This window comes from Ancylobacter mangrovi (genome assembly GCF_024752335.1).
GTDB lineage: Bacteria > Pseudomonadota > Alphaproteobacteria > Rhizobiales > Xanthobacteraceae > Ancylobacter > Ancylobacter mangrovi.
In genome coordinates this window covers 625,513-641,963 of the sequence record NZ_JANTHY010000003.1, presented here as the reverse complement: position 1 = coordinate 641,963, position 16,451 = coordinate 625,513, and the positions used below count along the sequence as shown (strand labels likewise).

The 16,451-nt window shown below is 70.3% G+C and carries 13 protein-coding genes; 8 read left to right on the top strand and 5 right to left on the bottom strand.

The genetic code is table 11. The features are described from left to right. Positions 1 to 58 precede the first annotated feature (58 nt). Genes NVS83_RS12610 through NVS83_RS12600 form a run of 3 tightly spaced genes read right to left on the bottom strand, consistent with a single transcriptional unit; the run spans position 59 to position 3,163 of the window. Positions 59 to 1,534: a sodium:solute symporter family transporter gene (locus tag NVS83_RS12610; RefSeq protein WP_258734834.1), complete on the bottom strand. Its 1,476-nt coding sequence runs from the start codon at positions 1,532 to 1,534 to the stop codon at positions 59 to 61. 43 nt (positions 1,535 to 1,577) lie between these two features. Beyond that, positions 1,578 to 2,087: a flavin reductase family protein gene (locus tag NVS83_RS12605; RefSeq protein ID WP_258739608.1), complete on the bottom strand. Its 510-nt coding sequence runs from the start codon at positions 2,085 to 2,087 to the stop codon at positions 1,578 to 1,580. Between the two features lie 11 nt (positions 2,088 to 2,098). Beyond that, positions 2,099 to 3,163: an LLM class flavin-dependent oxidoreductase gene (locus NVS83_RS12600; protein ID WP_258739607.1), complete on the bottom strand. Its 1,065-nt coding sequence runs from the start codon at positions 3,161 to 3,163 to the stop codon at positions 2,099 to 2,101. Positions 3,164 to 3,621: 458 nt separating this feature from the next. Between NVS83_RS12600 and NVS83_RS12595 the strand changes: the two genes are divergently transcribed. Beyond that, the gene (locus tag NVS83_RS12595) at positions 3,622 to 4,524 is read left to right on the top strand and encodes a LysR family transcriptional regulator (RefSeq protein ID WP_258739606.1); all 903 of its coding nucleotides are present in this window, start codon (positions 3,622 to 3,624) and stop codon (positions 4,522 to 4,524) included. Positions 4,525 to 4,552: 28 nt separating this feature from the next. Here NVS83_RS12595 and NVS83_RS12590 read toward each other — a convergent pair whose 3' ends face one another. Further along, positions 4,553 to 5,140 (bottom strand): TetR/AcrR family transcriptional regulator, encoded by a 588-nt coding sequence (locus NVS83_RS12590; RefSeq protein WP_258739605.1) that lies wholly within the window; start codon positions 5,138 to 5,140, stop codon positions 4,553 to 4,555. A 222-nt stretch (positions 5,141 to 5,362) separates the two neighbouring features. Between NVS83_RS12590 and NVS83_RS12585 the strand changes: the two genes are divergently transcribed. From NVS83_RS12585 to NVS83_RS12575, 3 genes are read left to right on the top strand one after another with little or no spacing between them, the layout of a single operon-like run. Then, the gene (locus NVS83_RS12585) at positions 5,363 to 5,875 is read left to right on the top strand and encodes a (2Fe-2S)-binding protein (RefSeq protein WP_258739604.1); all 513 of its coding nucleotides are present in this window, start codon (positions 5,363 to 5,365) and stop codon (positions 5,873 to 5,875) included. Beyond that, on the top strand, positions 5,872 to 6,930 hold the full coding sequence (locus NVS83_RS12580) for an FAD binding domain-containing protein (protein ID WP_258739603.1): 1,059 nt from the start codon (positions 5,872 to 5,874) through the stop codon (positions 6,928 to 6,930). Before NVS83_RS12585 ends, NVS83_RS12580 begins: the two co-directional genes overlap by 4 nt. Next, positions 6,920 to 9,190 (top strand): xanthine dehydrogenase family protein molybdopterin-binding subunit, encoded by a 2,271-nt coding sequence (locus NVS83_RS12575; RefSeq protein WP_258739602.1) that lies wholly within the window; start codon positions 6,920 to 6,922, stop codon positions 9,188 to 9,190. The genes NVS83_RS12580 and NVS83_RS12575 overlap by 11 nt, the downstream gene beginning before the upstream one ends. Positions 9,191 to 9,250: 60 nt before the next feature. On the opposite strand, the gene NVS83_RS12570 is transcribed toward NVS83_RS12575, so the two are convergent. Continuing rightward, positions 9,251 to 11,590 carry an acetamidase/formamidase family protein gene (locus NVS83_RS12570; protein WP_258739601.1) on the bottom strand — a complete coding sequence of 780 codons (2,340 nt, stop codon included), beginning with the start codon at positions 11,588 to 11,590 and terminating at the stop codon, positions 9,251 to 9,253. A gap of 291 nt (positions 11,591 to 11,881) precedes the next feature. Between NVS83_RS12570 and NVS83_RS12565 the strand changes: the two genes are divergently transcribed. From NVS83_RS12565 to NVS83_RS12550, 4 genes are read left to right on the top strand one after another with little or no spacing between them, the layout of a single operon-like run. Then, the gene (locus NVS83_RS12565; RefSeq protein WP_258734824.1) at positions 11,882 to 12,976 is read left to right on the top strand and encodes a TRAP transporter substrate-binding protein; all 1,095 of its coding nucleotides are present in this window, start codon (positions 11,882 to 11,884) and stop codon (positions 12,974 to 12,976) included. Continuing rightward, positions 12,973 to 13,521 carry a TRAP transporter small permease subunit gene (locus NVS83_RS12560; RefSeq protein WP_258739600.1) on the top strand — a complete coding sequence of 183 codons (549 nt, stop codon included), beginning with the start codon at positions 12,973 to 12,975 and terminating at the stop codon, positions 13,519 to 13,521. Before NVS83_RS12565 ends, NVS83_RS12560 begins: the two co-directional genes overlap by 4 nt. Further along, positions 13,508 to 14,833, top strand: coding sequence for a TRAP transporter large permease (locus NVS83_RS12555; RefSeq protein WP_258734822.1), 1,326 nt, complete (start codon positions 13,508 to 13,510; stop codon positions 14,831 to 14,833). The genes NVS83_RS12560 and NVS83_RS12555 overlap by 14 nt, the downstream gene beginning before the upstream one ends. 16 nt (positions 14,834 to 14,849) lie before the next feature. Further along, on the top strand, positions 14,850 to 16,439 hold the full coding sequence (locus NVS83_RS12550; RefSeq protein ID WP_258739599.1) for a gamma-glutamyltransferase family protein: 1,590 nt from the start codon (positions 14,850 to 14,852) through the stop codon (positions 16,437 to 16,439). Positions 16,440 to 16,451: the final 12 nt, after the last annotated feature.

The window sequence follows — 16,451 nt, the reverse complement described above, 5'->3', positions numbered from 1 at the left end:
CTTCTGAAAATCCGTGAGGGAGAAGGCCCCGCCACCCGGGCGGCGAGGCGGCGCGCTCTCATTCGGCCCCCGGGGCGGGGCTCGCGATCTCGTCCGACACGCGCCGGAGCTGCGTGACGTCGAACTCCTTGCTGTCCATCAGCCCGCAGCCGACCACCGCGAGGCCGCCGATGGCCACGATGGAGAGCGTGCCCGCCAGCTCGCCGACCATCTCGTAGATCGGCATGCCGATGGCGATCGAGGCGACGACCCCGCCGACGAAGCCGACCGTGTTGGTCTTCGGCCACAGGATGGCGAGGATCAGCGGCAGCAGGATCGAGGTCTTGAGGGCGTAGGTCGTCAGGACCAGCGTGGTGAAGTCGACCCCGGACAGCACGATGATGGTGGCGATCACGCCGCCCAGCAGCACCGAGAACTTGGTGATCGGGAACAGCAGCCGCTCCGGCGTGGCCGGGAAGTAGCGCTTGACGATGTCGACCGCGACGATCGACGACAGCGCCGAGCTGGCGCCGTCGATGGTCGAGTAGCAGGCGGCGAGGATCACCAGCACGTAGAGCAGCACCAGCGTCAGCGGCAGGCCGATATGCGCGACGATGTAGGGGCCGATGGCCGCGATGTCGCCGCCGATGTCGGCCGGGGTGAGGCCGGCGGCGATGCCGACCAGCCCGAGCATGCCGAGGCAGATCGGGATCGGGTAGAACAGCGCGCCCGCCCACAGGAAGGTGCGCCCGACGTCGCGGCTCTTGATCGCCCAGACCTTCTGCCAGAACGTCTGGTCGGACACGGTGGCGGCGAGCAGGCCGAAGGCGAGCGTGATGCCGAAGCCGGCCGCCGCGTCGGGCCGCAGCACGGAGAGGTTCTGCGCCCCCGCGTCGCCGACCGCGTTGAACACCGCCTCCGACCCGCCCGGCACCGCGGCGAACACCGCGGCGACGATGATCGCCGCCGGCACGGTGATCATCAGCGTGTTCAGCGTGCCGGTCAGCACGCTGGTCCACAGCCCGCCGAAATAGGAATAGGCGAGCACGCAGACGATGCCGACGATGGTCGCCACCTTCCAGTCGATGCCGAACACGGTGGAGACCACCACCGAGGTGCCCTTCAGGTTGATCAGGATCTCGAGGATGATGCCGAAGATCATGGTCAGCGTGACGATGCCGGTCGCCACCCGCGAGCGCTCGAAGCGGTACTGGATGAACTCCGAGATCGTGTAGCCCTCTGGCATGTTGCGGCGCAGCACGCGGGCGAAGGGGATCATCGCCATCACCGCCAGCCCGTTCGGCACCACGAACCAGAACAGGCCGGACAGGCCCCACTGGAAGGTCATGGCGGAGCTCATCATCACCGCCATGGCCCAGGTCCATACGGAAATGACCGAGGCGACGCCGAAGCCGAAGCCGACGCGCCGGTCGGCGATGATGAAGTCGTGCGTGTTGCGCACCAGCAGCGTCTTCACGGCGTAGGACAGGGCCAGCGAGAACAGTCCGAGCCCGATCATCGACGCGAAGCCGAGCGAAGGCGTGAGACTCGGCATAGACGCAAATATCGACTTGTCCATTTCGATCTTCTCCGCAGTTCTAGAGGATGTGGTGAAGTCTGTGATAGGTTCGCTTGCAGTACAGAAGCGGGTCCCCATGGTCCGATGCCTGAGCCGCCGAGACGTCGCAGAGCACGATGACGTGGTCGCCCGAGGGGATGATCTCGACCACCGTGGCCGCGATCTGTCCGATCGCCCCCTCGATCAGCGGGGCATGCGGGATATCCTTGGAAATACCGACATCGTCGTAGCCGCCGGGATCGGCCCGGCGGGCGAAGCGCTCGGAGAGGATCTGCTGCTCGGCATGCAGCACCGAGATGCCGATCGCCGCGCCCGGCCGCAGGCAGGCGTGGCTGTCGCTCGCCCGCGACAGGCAGAACAGCACCCGCAGCGGGTCGAGCGACACCGAGGTCACCGAGGTCGCGGTGAAGCCGTGCACGCGCCCGCCGCGCCAGAACGAGACCACGCAGACGCCGGAGGCGAGCCGGCTGAAGACGTCCTTGAAGCGTCGCCTCACGTCGTCCGGGGTGGGGATCGGATCCGGGGTCATCCTATGCCCCCTCACTTCGCGGTCAGCTCGAGCGGCCGCGAGGTGCGCAGCGGCCGGATGACGTGCTTCATGAACGGGCCGGCGTCGCGCATCGGGTCGTCGAACTGGCACACGATGCGGTTCAGCCCGATCGATTCGAGCTTGGGGATGCGCTGGCGGATGTCCTCGAAGGAGCCGATCAGGCCAAGTTCGAAGCCGGCATTGGAATCGACCATCTGGTCCTCGGACAGCGAGGACCACGCCGCCGCGCCCGAATCCCCGATCACCTGGCGGAAGAAGTCGATCGTGTGCGGGTTTCGCCGCGAGACGACCGACTTCCACCGCTGCCGCGCCTGCTCGCTGGTCTCGGTGGCGATGACGTAGGCGTTGGCGGCGACGAGGATGTCGCGCCCCCAGCTGTTGGCCTCCTGGCGGATGTTCTCGATCCGCTGCTTGAGCTCCTCGTCGCTCATGCCGTTCAGGAACAGGCAGTGCCCCCATTCGGCCGCCATGCGCACGGCGCGGTCGGAATGGCCGGCGATCCAGATCTCGGGCAGCGCCGCCGGGTCGAGGCCATAGCTGGGCGGCGCGCCGATCCCGCCCTCGCCGGCGCCGTCGTCTCCGCCCGCCATCGCGTCGGCCGGCGGCTGGAACAGCCCGTGCAGCGAGCGCAGGAACTCGGCCGCGCGGTCGTAGCGCCCGTCATGGTCCAGCCAGTCGACGCCGGAGAGATCGAACTCCTCCTTCCACCAGCCGCAGACGATGTTCATGCCGAGCCGGCGCTCGGAGATCTTGGACAGCGTGTCCAGCATCCGCGCCACCAGGAAGGGCGAGCGGAAGCCCGGCTTCACCGCCGCGCACAGCCCCACCTTGTTGGTCACGGCGGCGATGGCGGCGAGGATGCTCCAGGCGTCCGCGACGCTCTCGCCCGGGCCGTGAATGCAGTTGAGCAGGTTTTCGGACGCGTAGAGGAAGTCGAAGCCGAGCGCCTCCGCCTGCTGGGCGATCGCGAGGCAGGCGGCGACGTCGGGTCCCGTTGGCGCGTCGAGGGAGCGCAGCCATCCCCCATACACCGGAAGCCAGATGCCGATTTCCATCGTAGTTCTCACCAGTTCATCACACGACGGATCGATGGAGCGACGGCCCGGCCCGTTCCGGCGCGACGGGCGCCCGGACCGGCCGGCGGCGTTCTCGATCTCGGTGCCTTCAGGGCAAGCGCCGCGCCAGAATTTCCCTGCGGCAGCGAAACGGTGAGTTTGCCCGCTATTTGATCGGCTATGGCCATAAACTAGGCCGAAAATGAGCAATTACTGAGCAATATTTGGAATGACATGCATTCCATTCATGGTTGGAGAATATTATTAATGGAGCGACGCCATCTTCATGCAATGCGACGCGGGAGATGAGCGGGACTTATCCTGCGGCGGGACAGTGACCGCTTTGGCGGCATGGGCCGGCGGGGCGTGGTGGGAATTTGAACGGCGCCCGGCGCGGGTGCCGCCGGGATCGGCCGGGGCCGGTTCGGCGACCGCGGCGCCCGGGAAGGAGGCCGGCGGTGACCTTCGAGCAGATGCGGATCTTCCTGGAAGCGGCGCATTACGGCAGCTTCACCTACGCGGCCGAGCGGCTGGGCATCACCCAGTCGGCGGTCAGCGTCTGCATCAAGAAGCTCGAGGAGAAGCACGCCGTCGCCCTGTTCGAGCGCTCCGGGCGCCGGCTCGTGCTGACCGAAGCCGGGCAGGTCCTGCTCGGCGAGGCCGAGCGCATCCTGCGCGACGTCGAACTGACCATCCAGCGCATCGAGAGCCGGCGGCCGGCCGACCCGTTCGCCATCGTCGCCTGCACCGGCAACGCCTATGACCACTGGATGGCCGGGATCGCCTGCGCCGCCGGCGCACCGCAGGTCAATCTGGTGCGTGCCGGCCTCGACGAGGTCACCGCCTGGGTGATGCGCGGCAGCGCCGATGTCGGCCTCACCAGCGTGATGCCGAGCCACCCGCAGTTCCGCCAGGTGCGCGTCTTCGCCGACCGGCTGATCCTGTGCGCCCATCCCGGCCGGGCGCGCGAGGTGCCGGAGGCGATCGGCTGGCGCGAGCTGGAGGAGCACGGCCCCGTCATCTGGGAGCATGGCGACCTCGCGCCGACGATCCTGGCCGGCCTCGCCGCGCAGCGGCTGGACCCCGGCCGCCTCGCGCCGGCGAAGCTCAGGCTGGCCTCGAGCATGGCGGTGATGTCGGCGCTGCAAAGCGGGCACCACCTCGGCCTGGTGCCCGAGCGGGCGGCGGGCCCGCTGCTGCGTGCCGGCCTGCTGGCGCGTGTCGGCGCGCTGGAGATCCCGGTGCCCTACTGGATGTTCGCGCTGCGCGAGCGGGACATCGATGCCCTCGCCGCGCATACCGCGCGCGCCGCCGGCGCCGCTCTCGCACCGGTGGAGGCCGCACCATACGTAAAGGCGTGACAGCGCCCACGCGGCTCCCCGGTGCGCCTCAGCCCGGCTTGCGCACCAGAAGCCCGTCGACGAAGACGTCCATCAGCCGCACCACATTGGCCTGCCAGCCGACCTGGTCGTGCAGGTAGCACATGCCGACCAGCGCCCGCAGCAGGTCCTCGGCGCTCACGTCGTCGCGGATCTCGCCCGCCTCGACCGCGCGCGCCAGCAGGAGGCCGATCGCCCGCGTCAGGCGCTCGAAGCTGTAGGCGTAGAGGTCGGATGAGCCGTAGGAGGCGATCGCCAGCGCGGCGAGCATGCCCTTCTTGGTCGAGACGAGGTCGACATTGGCGCCGAGCCAGCGGCGAAGCGCCTTCACGGGGTCGGGCTCGCTCTTCAGCTCTTCGGCGAAGTCGCCGAGCTGGTCAACCTCGCGCCGGTAGACCGCCTCGAACAGCGCCTCTCGGGTGGGGAAATGCCGGTAGAGCGTGCCGATGCCGACGCCCGCCCGCCGTGCGACCGCCTCGAGGCTCGCATCGGGACCGCCGGCGCTGAACACCACCTTGGCGGCGTCCAGCACCCGTTCGCGGTTGCGGATCGCGTCCGCGCGCGGCTTACGCGCGATTTTCGGCTCGGCCTCTCCCATCGGATTCCAACTGGTCCGCCAGATTCGAACGGCTTCACCCTGCCGCTTGCAAAGCGGAGGGTCCCTCCGTATAATGATTCCAGATGGGCCACGCGAGAGCCCATCCATTACGCCGGGCAAATTTGGCGTCCCGATGACGCCTCCCTCCCAACCCCCGGCTTCCCGCCGCACCCGCGTGCGGCCCTCAACGACATTCGACGACGACACTGATCGGAGTTCCGCATGACTTTCTCCATCAGCCTCACCGTGAACGGTGTAAGGCGCGACGTCGAGCTGGACAACCCACGGGTGACCCTGCTCGACCTCCTGCGCGAGCGACTTCAACTCACCGGCACCAAGAAGGGCTGCGACCGCGGCCAGTGCGGCGCCTGCACCGTGCTGGTCGACGGCCGGCGCATCAATTCCTGCCTCGCCCTGGCGCTGAGCCATGACGGGGCCGACATCCGCACCATCGAGGGCGTCGCCGAGGACGGCCACCTCCACCCGGTGCAGGAAGCCTTCATCGCCCATGACGCGCTGCAGTGCGGCTTCTGCACGCCGGGCCAGATCATGAGTGCCATCGGCCTGATCCAGGAAGGCCGGACGGACGGCGATCCCGAGCGCGTGCGCGAGGGGATGAGCGGCAATCTCTGCCGCTGCTCGGCCTATGCCGGCATCACCGAGGCGGTGCTCGACGCCCAGAAGAAGCTGGCGGATGCCGGCGGTACCGATGCGGGCCGGAGGGACGCGGCATGAACGATTTCGACTATATCCGCCCCGCCACCGTCCCCGAGGCGGTCGCGGCCGCGGCGGCGCCCGGCGCGGCCTATCTCGCCGCCGGCACCAATCTCCTCGACCTCATGAAGGGCGGCGTCGCCCGGCCCGGCCGGCTGGTCGACGTCACCCGCCTGCCCGGCCTCGACACCGTCGAATGGCTGGAGGACGGGGGCGTGCGCATCGGTGCCATGGTGCGCAATGCTGACCTCGCCCACGATCCGCGCTTCGCCGCGTCCTTCCCGGCGGTGGCGGAGGCCCTGCTCTCGGGCGCCTCGGGGCAGCTGCGCAACGCGGCCAGCGTCGGCGGCAACCTGCTCCAGCGCACGCGCTGCGCCTATTTCGCCGACCTCGACAGCGCCTGCAACAAGCGCGTGCCGGGCTCGGGCTGCGACGCACGCGCCGGCGAGAACCGGCTGCACGCCGTGCTCGGCTGGAGCGATGCCTGCATCGCCACCCATCCGTCCGACTTCTGCGTGCCGCTGGTGGCGCTCGACGCGGTGGTCGAGATCGAGGGCCGCGGCGGCCGGCGCGAGGTGCCGCTCGCCGAGCTGCACCGCCTGCCCGGCGACGCACCGGAGAAGGACACGGCGCTGGAGCCCGGCGACCTGATCGTCGCGGTGCGCCTGCCGCCGGGGGCTGCCGCCTTCGCCGGCCATGCCCGCTACATCAAGCTGCGCGAGCGCACCTCCTACGCCTTCGCCGTGGTCTCCGCGGCGGCGATGCTGCACCTCGAGGGCGGGGTGATCGCCGAGGCCCGGCTGACGCTGGGCGGGGTCGCGGCCAAGCCCTGGCGTGACGCCTGGGCCGAGCAGGCCCTCGCCGGCGCCCGGCCGGACGAGGAAGCGTTCCGCCGCGCGGCGGAGCTCGCCCTCGCCGGGGCCCGCCCCTCTGGCGACAACGCCTTCAAGATCGAGCTGGCCCGCCGGCTGGTGATGCGGGCCCTCGCGCTCGCCGCCTCCGGCACGCCCGAGCGCGTGCCCGCCCTGCCCGGCTCGCCCTTCTCCTCGCTTCCGGAACTGCACCATGACGTCTGAGATCAGCCTCTCCACGGTGCCGGCCCATACGAGGCACGGCTCCAATATCGGCCAGCCCCTCACCCGCCGCGACGGCGTGCTGAAGGTGACGGGCGCGGCCACCTATGCCGCCGACAACCATCCCGAGGGCATGCTGTTCGCCGTCATGGCGACCAGCTCCATCGCCCGCGGGCGCGTCGTCGCGCTCGACGTCGACGCGGCCAAGGCCCATCCGGGCGTGGTCGACGTGATGACCCCGGCGCACAAGCCGGAGCTCGCCATGGACCCGGACGCGAAGACCAACCCCTTCATGTTCCGGCTCGACCTGCTGCAGAACGACCTGGTGCGCTACGCCCACCAGCCGATCGCGGTGGTGGTCGCGTGCTCGCTCGAGGCCGCGACCGAAGGCGCGGCGCTGCTCGCGCCCCGCTACGAGGAGGAGCCGGCCCGGGTCGGGCTCGACGCCGACGAAAGCTTCGAGCCGGCGGCGATCGGCATCGGCTCGCCCGCACGCATCGAGCGCGGCGACGTCGAGGCCGCGCTCGCGGGCGCCGAGCACCGGCTGGAGGCGACCTACGAGACGCCGGCCCAGTACCACAACGCCATGGAGCCGCACGCCATCGTCGCGGCGTGGGACGGCGACACGCTCTCCATCGACACGCCGAGCCAGGGCCTGGCGATGGCGCAGGGCCGGCTCGCCGGCCTGTTCGGCATCGCGCCGGAGAACATCCACATCCGCAGCCCCTTCCTCGGCGGCGGCTTCGGCTCCAAGGGCCTGGTCTCGGGACCGCAGGTGCTCGGCATCATGGCGGCGAAGCTGGTGGGACGGCCGGTGAAGCTGGTGCTGCGCCGCGACCAGATGTACGGGCCGGTCGGCCATCGCCCGCCCACCCGCCAGACGCTGCGCCTCGGCTTCGACGGCGAGGGGAAGCTCTCCGCCCTCCACCACCACGCCAAGACCGTCTCGAGCACCTTCGACGACTTCTTCGAGCCGGCGGCGGACATCTCCCACACGCTCTATGCCGCCCCCGCCATCCTCACCTCGCACGAGGCGGTGCGGGCGGATATCGGCACCCCGCTCTTCATGCGCGCCCCGGGCGAGGCCACCGGCTCGATCGCGCTCGAAGGGGCGATCGACGAGGCCGCCTTCGCCTGCGGCATGGACCCGCTCGCCTTCCGCCTGAAGAACTATGCCGAGGTCGAGCCGATCTCCGGCAAGCCCTTCTCCTCCAAGGCGCTGCGCGAATGCTACCGCCAGGGCGCCGAGCGTTTCGGCTGGTCGCGCCGCACGCTCGAGCCGCGCAAGATGCGCGACGAGAACGGCTATCTGGTCGGCTGGGGCATGGGCACGGCCACCTTCCCGGCGCTGATGTTCCAGGCCGAGGCGCGCGCGGTGCTGCGCCGCGACGGCTCCGGCGTGATGGAGACCGGCGCCCACGACATGGGCCAGGGCGCGTGGACCGCCCTCGCCCAGATCGCGGCCGACGCCCTCGGCCTCGATCTCGACCGGACGGAGTTCCGCGCCGGCACCTCGGACCTGCCCGATGCCGGCATCGCCGGCGGCTCGGCCCACACCGCCACCGCCGGCATGGCGATCCACAATGCGGGCGCGGACGTGGTCGCGAAGCTCGCCGCGCTTGCCACCGGCGACGAGCGCTCGCCCCTGTTCGGTGCCGGCAATGCCGGCGTCGTCGCCCGCGAGGGACGGCTCCACCGGCGCGACGACGAGAGCCGCAGCGAGGGCTATGGCGACATCCTCGCCCGCGCCGGCCTCGCGCAGATCGAGGGCAAGGGCGCGGCCGCACCCGACCCGTCGGCGCAGGAGACCTACGCCATGCACGCCCATGGCGCGGTGTTCGCCGAGGTGAAGGTGGACCCGGACCTCGGCCAGGTGCGCGCCACGCGCCTCGTCGGCGCCTTCGCGGCCGGGCGGGTGATCAATCCCCGGATGGTGCGCAGCCAGTTCTATGGCGGCATGATCTGGGGCATCTCCTTCGCCCTCCACGAGCACGCCGTCATGGACCGGCGCTCCGGCCGCATCCTGAATGCGGACCTCGCCGAGTACCACATCCCGGTGAATGCCGACGTGCCCTCGCTCGAGGCGCTGATGATCGAGGAGCACGACCCGCACGTGAACGCGCTCGGCATCAAGGGCGTGGGCGAGATCGGCATCACCGGCTCGGCCGGCGCGGTGGCGAACGCGGTCTGGCACGCCACCGGCGTGCGGGTGCGCCACTTCCCGATCGGGCTCGACGACCTGCTGGTGCCGGCCGCGGCCTGAGCCGCCCGCGCACCTCTCTCCCGGCCGCTCCGTTCCCCGCGAACGGGGCGGCCGTCCCCCTCACCGCTCCGGGGCGGGGAACATCGCCTTGTCCACCTTGGCGTGGACGCCCCAATTGCCGTCGGCGACCTGCGTCACGCCGAAATCGACCGCCACCGACATCAGCGAGATCGCCTCGTCCTCGTCGAGCTCGTAGCGCTCCATCAGGAACTTGCGGGTCGCGCGCACCGCGCTGCGCAGCGCCCGGCTCAGCGAGGAGCGCTTGAACACCTCGGACTGCGCGTTGCGCCCGAGCTCGCGCAGATAGTTGGTGTAGCTGAAGCCGTGCAGCAGGAAGGCGCCTTCGGTCTCGATGAGCGGCGCGTTGAGCCCGTTCAGGAACGCCTTCTCGGTCTCGCCCCTCTTGTGCAGCACCAGCCTTATCTCGCCGGTCAGCGAGCATTCCAGCGCCGTGCCGCTGATCTCGCCGTCGCCCTGCGCCAGATGCGGGTCGCCGACCGAAAGCAGCGCGCCGGGCACGGTGACGGGGAGGTAGACCGAAGAGCCCTTGCCCGCCCGCCAGTTGTCGACATTGCCGCCGAAATAGCCGGGCGGGACGGAATCGACGATGTCGCTCTCGCGCGGCGCCACCGCGATGAAACCGAAATGCGGGCGCACCGGCACGCGCACGCCCTTCATCACGCCGTGGCGCTCGGTGAGCCGGGCGTGGTCGACCGGGATGCCGGGATAGTCGATGGTCTCATGCACCACGCCGAACGGGTCGGTCTGCGGCACCCAGCGGAAGGAATAGACCGCCTCGGCATAGCCGCTCTCGCCGGCCGCGTCGGTGCGGTAGATGGTGACGACCTCGCGCTTGCGCGGCTCGTCCAGCAGGTCGTCATGGTGGAAGCCCCAGGCGGAGGCGGCGTTGCTGCCGAAGGCCTGCCCGGCATAGGCCGGATTGGCGCAGGGGCGCGGGCGCAGGTCGCGTATCTGCACCTCCAGCACGTCGCCCGGCTCGGCGCCGTGGACGAAGATCGGCCCGGTGCAGATGTGCACGCCGAACCCCTCGCCGGCGCCACGCCCGAAGATGCTGGCATTGACCGGCCCCGCGCCGCGCCGGTCGACCGCCTTGTAGTCCCGGCTCCAGCGGAACACGCTCTCCGCGCCCGGATCACCCTTTATCATCCGCTCATGGTCGTCATAGGCGTGCTGGGTCAGCGTCTCGACCGTGACGATGGCGCCCGAGCGCACGCGCAGCACCGGCGGGATGGAGCGGCTGAGATAGCCCCAGTGCACGGTTTCGCGCGACACGGGAAGATGGTGGCGGCCGGGCTCGGAGGGCTCCGGCGCCCGCGCGCGGGCCTCCGTGGCAGGCGCGTCGGCCTCCTCCGGCGCGGGCACGGGCGAGGGCCCCGGCCGCATCGGGCGCACCCCGCTATGGATCGGCCGGCCGCGGGTCCAGCGCGTCTCCACCGCGCCGCTGCTCGACTTGCGGAACTCGCGCGGGGCGATGCCGTAGGCGGCGCTGAACACGCGGCTGAAATGGGCCTGGTCGCCGAAGCCCCAGCGATAGCCGATCTCGGCGATGCTGCGGTCGGCATGGTGCGGGTTGATCAGGTCGAGCCGGCAGCGCTCCAGCCGGCGGTGGCGCACATAGTCGGAAAAGGCGCGGTCCTGCCCCTCGAACAGGCGCTGCACGTAGCGCGGCGACAGGCCCTCGGCCTTGGCGATGTCGGCGACCGAGAGGTCGGGCTCGCGCAGCCGCGCCTCGATCTGCGCGCAGACGCGGGCGAGATGGGCGGCCTGCACCTGGGTGGCGTTGTCCTCCTCCGGGCGCGCTTCGGCCAGCAGGGCCGAGAGCACCAGCTCGGTGATCGCGCTCTCGGCGGCGATCAGCTCGCCATCCTCCATCATCGCGAAATTGGCCGCCAGCGCACGCATCATCGGCCGCGTGGCGGCGGCCGAGACGCTCTCGCCGAGCACGATCGTCGCCACCTCCGCGCCGCGACCGATGCGCCCGGCCAGCCGCTCGCGGGGCACCCGCAGCAGCAGCAGCTCGAAATCGTTGCGGAACTGGATCGTGCCGGCGGCGAGCGGATCGCACACCCACAGATCGCCATCAGCGAATTCGAACGCACGCCGGCCGGTATCGGTGAGATGCCCGCGCCCGTAATGCACGAAGCCGATCAGCACGCTGTCGGCCTCGTCCGCCCGCGTCTTCAGCACCTGCGCGGTTGAGCGCAGCAGGGCGAGCGTCGCCAGCGTCGGCGAGCGCTTGATCGAGATCTCGCCGAAATGGAACGCCGCCCCCTTCGGCCACTGGTCGGACAGCGACAGCGTGCCCAGCGTCTCGCGCCAGGCGGCCTCCTGCTTGCTTGCGGGAAAGGCGGCGATCGAGACCGGGACGGTGCGGCTCATGGCGCGGATCTTCAACGGAGGAGGTCGGCAAGCGGCCGGCGGAGCTGTTTGACGATTGGCGCACAAAAACTTGTCTGGCGCCAGCCCGGCGGGGATGCCCACTTCCCGGGCATGCCCTGACAACCATTTGTGGTTGCATTATAAACGGCGATTTCATGCTTTTTCGTCGCGGACCCGCACACGCATTTCTGCACCACAGGGGGCATTGCCGCACTGCGGTATAACCGGGATATTCCGGCCACGCATCGCCCAACGGAACCCGTCGGGGCGCAAACATCAGAGGGATTCGAGATGGATCGTCGTGGATTTCTGGGCGCCGGCCTCGCCGGTACTGCGGCCGTCGCCACCGTCGCCGCGCCGCACGTCGCCCGCGCGCAGCAGACGTTCAACTGGAAGATGACCAACGCCTACGGTCCCGGCTCGCCCTTCTATGTCGTCGGCCCGGGCAGCCCGACCTATTTCTGCGATCTGGTCGGCAAGATGTCGGGCGGCCGGCTCAACATCCAGCACTTCGCCGCCGGCGAGCTGATCCCGGCGCTGGAGGGCTTCGACGCGGTCTCCGCCGGCACGGTCGAGATGAACGCGGCCAACTCCTATTACTGGGCCGGCAAGGTGCCGGCGGCGCAGTTCTTCACCTGCGTGCCGTTCGGCCTCAACTTCCAGGGCCAGACCGCGTGGATCTACCATGGCGGCGGCCTGCAGCTCTGGGAGGAGCTCTACGAGCCCTTCAATCTGGTGCCGATGCCGCTCGGCAATACCGGCGTGCAGATGTCCGGCTGGTTCCGCAAGCCGATCGAGAAGGTCGAGGACTTCCAGGGCCTGAAGATGCGCATCCCGGGCCTCGCCGGGAAGGTCTACGCCCAGCTCGGCGTCGATGTGAAGCTGCTGCCCGGCGGCGAGATCTTCCCCGCGCTGGAGCGCGGCGTGATCGACGCGGCCGAGTTCGTCGGCCCCTACCAGGACCGTCGCCTCGGCCTGCAGAAGGCGGCCAAGTACTACTACACGACCGGCTGGCACGAGCCGAACAACGTCACCGAGCTGGTGGTCAACAAGGCCGCCTGGGACAGCCTGCCCGACGACCTGAAGGAGATCGTGCGCACCGCCGCCGCGGCCTGCAACGTCATCAGCCACACCTGGTGCGAGGCGACCAATGGCGAGGCGATGACCGACCTCGTGCAGAACCAGGGCGTCATCGCCGGCCCGCTGCCCAAGCCCGTGGTGGACAAGCTGCGCGAGGTCACCAAGACCACGCTCGACCAGCTCGCCGCCTCCGACCCGAAGATTCAGAAGGTCTATGACAGCTTCAACGCCTTCGCCGCCCAGCACAGCCAGTGGGCCGGCCTGTCGGAAGCGGTCTACCAGACCCAGATCCGCAGGGGCGCATGAACGAAGCGCTGGAAAGATGCGCCCGCGTCCTCGACGCCATCGTCGAGGTCTGCGGCCGGGCCGCGGCGTGGACGGGCCTCGCGCTCGTCCTCGTCATGGCCGGCAACGTGCTGGCGCGGTACATTTTCAACGTCGGCTCGGTGGCGATGCAGGAGCTGGAATGGCACCTGATGTCGCCGCTGACGCTGCTGTGCATCGCCTACACGGTCAAGCATGAGGGCCATGTCCGGGTGGACATCGCCTATGCCCGCTTCCCCGCCGTGGTGCGGGAGGTGATCGACCTGTTCTCCGCGCTGTGCGTGGTGGCGCTGTCGGTGATCGTGATCGTGCTGTCCTGGCATTACGTCAAGCAGTCCTACGTCATCGGCGAGGGCTCGCCCGATCCCGGCGGCCTGCCCTACCGCTTCATCCTCAAGGCGATGATCCCCGCCGGCTTCGCGCTGCTGCTGCTCCAGAGCCTCGCCGCGACCCTGCGCGCGATCCAGCCCTTCCTTGGCGGCGGGTCCCATCCCGCCTCGCCGGTGCCCACCGATGCCCGTCAATGAAATCCTGGCGATGTCCTGCATCGCCTCCTTCTTCGTGCTGCTCCTCGCCGGCGTGCCGGTGGCGCTCACGCTCGCCATCAGCGGCTTCTTCTTCGGCTGGCTGGGCTTCGGCACCACGCTGTTCAACCTGCTGCCGGCGCGCATCTACGGCGTCACCGCCAACTACACGCTGATCGCCATCCCGCTCTTCGTGTTCATGGGCGTGATGCTGGAGAAATCCCGCCTCGCCGACGAATTGATGGACGTGATCGGCCACGTCTCCGGCAGCCTGCGCGGCGGCATGGGGCTCGGCATCGTGCTGGTCGGCATGCTGATGGGGGCGACCACCGGCATCGTCGGCGCCACCATCGTCACGCTCGGCCTGCTCACCCTGCCGACCCTGCTGCGGCGCGGCTACGACAAGAGCCTCGCCTGCGGCGCCATCTGCGCCTCCGGCACGCTCGGCCAGCTCATCCCGCCCAGCACGGTGCTGATCCTGCTGGCCGACATCCTCGGCGAATCGGTCGGCACGCTGTTCGCGGCCGCGCTGATGCCGGGGCTGCTGCTCACCGGCGTGTTCTGCATCTACATGATCGTCGTCGGCATCGTCTCGCCGGAGAAGGTGCCCGCCGTCCCGATCGAGGAACGCCGGGCCATGCCGCGCGGCGAATTGTGGCTGAAGGTGCTCAAGGTCGGCCTGCCGCCGATCGGCCTCGTGCTCGCCGTGCTCGGCTCGATCATCGCCGGCATCGCGGCGCCGACCGAGGCCGCCAGCATGGGCGCGCTCGGCTCGATCCTGGTCGCCGCCATCGCCCGCCGCTTCACCTGGAAGGTGCTGGTGGCGACGGTGCAGTCGACGGCACGCATCACCGCGATGATGTTCTTCGTGCTGATCTGCTCGCAGGTCTTCGCCCTGTCCTTCCGCGGGCTCGGCGGCGAGCGGCTGGTGCACGACGCGTTCTCGCTGGTGCCGGGCGGCACCAACGGCATCATCATCTTCATGCTGGCGATCATCTTCGTGCTCGGCTTCTTCATCGAGTGGATCGAGATCAGCTACATCGTGGTGCCGATGTTCCTGCCGCTGCTGAACAATGCCGGGGTCGACCTGGTGTGGGCCGCCGCGCTGATCGCCACCGTGCTGCAGACCTCGTTCCTCACCCCGCCCTTCGGCTGGGCGCTGTTCTATTTGAGGGGCGTGGCGCCGCCCGAAGTCGCGACAGGCGACATCTACCGCGGCGTGCTGCCCTTCATCGCGCTGCAGATCGCCGCCGTGGCGGTGGTGTTCGCCTTCCCGGACCTGGCCACCTGGCTGCCCCGGGCCATCGGCTGGTAGCCGGAGTACCCATCACATGCTCAACACATCGCGTGCCCGCCGGGGCATGGTGACATCGCCGCATCATCTGGCGAGCGAGGCGGGCCTGCGCGTGCTGCGCGAGGGCGGCAATGCGGTCGAGGCGACGCTCGCCATGGCCGCGGCCCTGGCCGTGGTCTACCCGCACATGACCGCGATCGGCGGCGACGGCTTCTGGCTCGTCGCCCCGCCGGGCGAGGCGCCGGTCGGCATCGAGGCCTGCGGGCGCGCCGCCGCGCGCGCCACCCCCGCGCTCTATCTCGACGCCGGGCTGGAGGTCATTCCCCCGCGCGGTCCGCTCGCCGCCAATACCGTGGCCGGCACCGTCTCCGGCTGGGGCGAGGCGCTGGCGCTCAGCGCCGAGAAGGGCGGCCGGCTGCCGCTGTCCCGGCTGGTCGAGGACGCTGTCTGGCACGCGCGCAACGGCTTCCCCGTCACCGCCAGCCAGAGTGAGCTGACGGCGCAGAAGCTGCCCGAGCTCGCCGACGTCGCCGGCTTCGCGCCGAGCTTCCTCGTCGACGGCGCCCCGCCCGCGACCGGCTCGGTGATGAAGCTCCCTGCGCTCGGCGACACGCTCGCCCGCCTCGGCACCGAGGGGACGGACGCCTTCTATCGCGGCGCGCTCGCACGCGAGATCGCACAGGACCTCGCCGCGGCCGGCTCGCCGGTGAGCGCCGAGGACCTCGCCGCCTGCCGCGCCCGGCGGGTGGCGCCGGTGTCGGTCGGCCTTCCCGGCATGATGCTCTACAACATGCCCCCGCCCACGCAGGGCCTGTCCTCGCTGATGATCCTCGCCTTGTTCAGCCGGCTCGGTGTCGACGCGGCGGAGGGGTTCGACCATGTGCACGGCCTCGTCGAGGCCACCAAGCAGGCCTTCCTGGTGCGCGACCGGATCGTCGGCGATCCCGACGCCATGGGCGAGGACCCGCGCGCCTGGCTCACGGATGAGGCGCTGGACCGGCTCGCCGCCCGCATCGATCCCGCCCGCGCCCTGCCCTGGCCGGCTCCGCCCTCGGCCGGCGACACGGTCTGGCTCGGCGCCATCGACGGCGAGGGGATGGCGGCGAGCTTCATCCAGAGCATCTATTTCGAATTCGGCTCGGGCGTCGTGCTGCCGCAAAGCGGCATCGTCTGGCAGAACCGCGGCTCCAGCTTCCAGCTCCGTGGCGAGGGCCCGCGCGTGCTGGCGCCCGGCCGCAAGCCGTTCCACACCCTCAACCCGGCCTTCGCCACCTTCGCCGACGGGCGGCGCATGGTCTACGGCACCATGGGCGGCGAGGGCCAGCCGCAGACGCAGGCGGCGCTGTTCTCGCGCTACGCCCTGTTCGGGCAGGAGCTACAGGCGGCGATCACCGCGCCGCGCTGGCTGCTCGGGCGGACCTGGGGCGCGGAGACCGTCACGCTGAAGCTCGAAAGCCGCTTCCCGCCGGAGCTCGTCGCGGCGTTGCGCGAGGCCGGGCACGACGTCGAGGTCGTGGCGCCGTTCGACCAGATGATGGGCCATGCCGGCGCTATCGCGCGCCATGCCGACGGCGTGCTGGAAGGCGCCGGCGACCCGCGCAGCGACGGCGGGCCGATGGGCTTCTGACGAGCGGGCCCG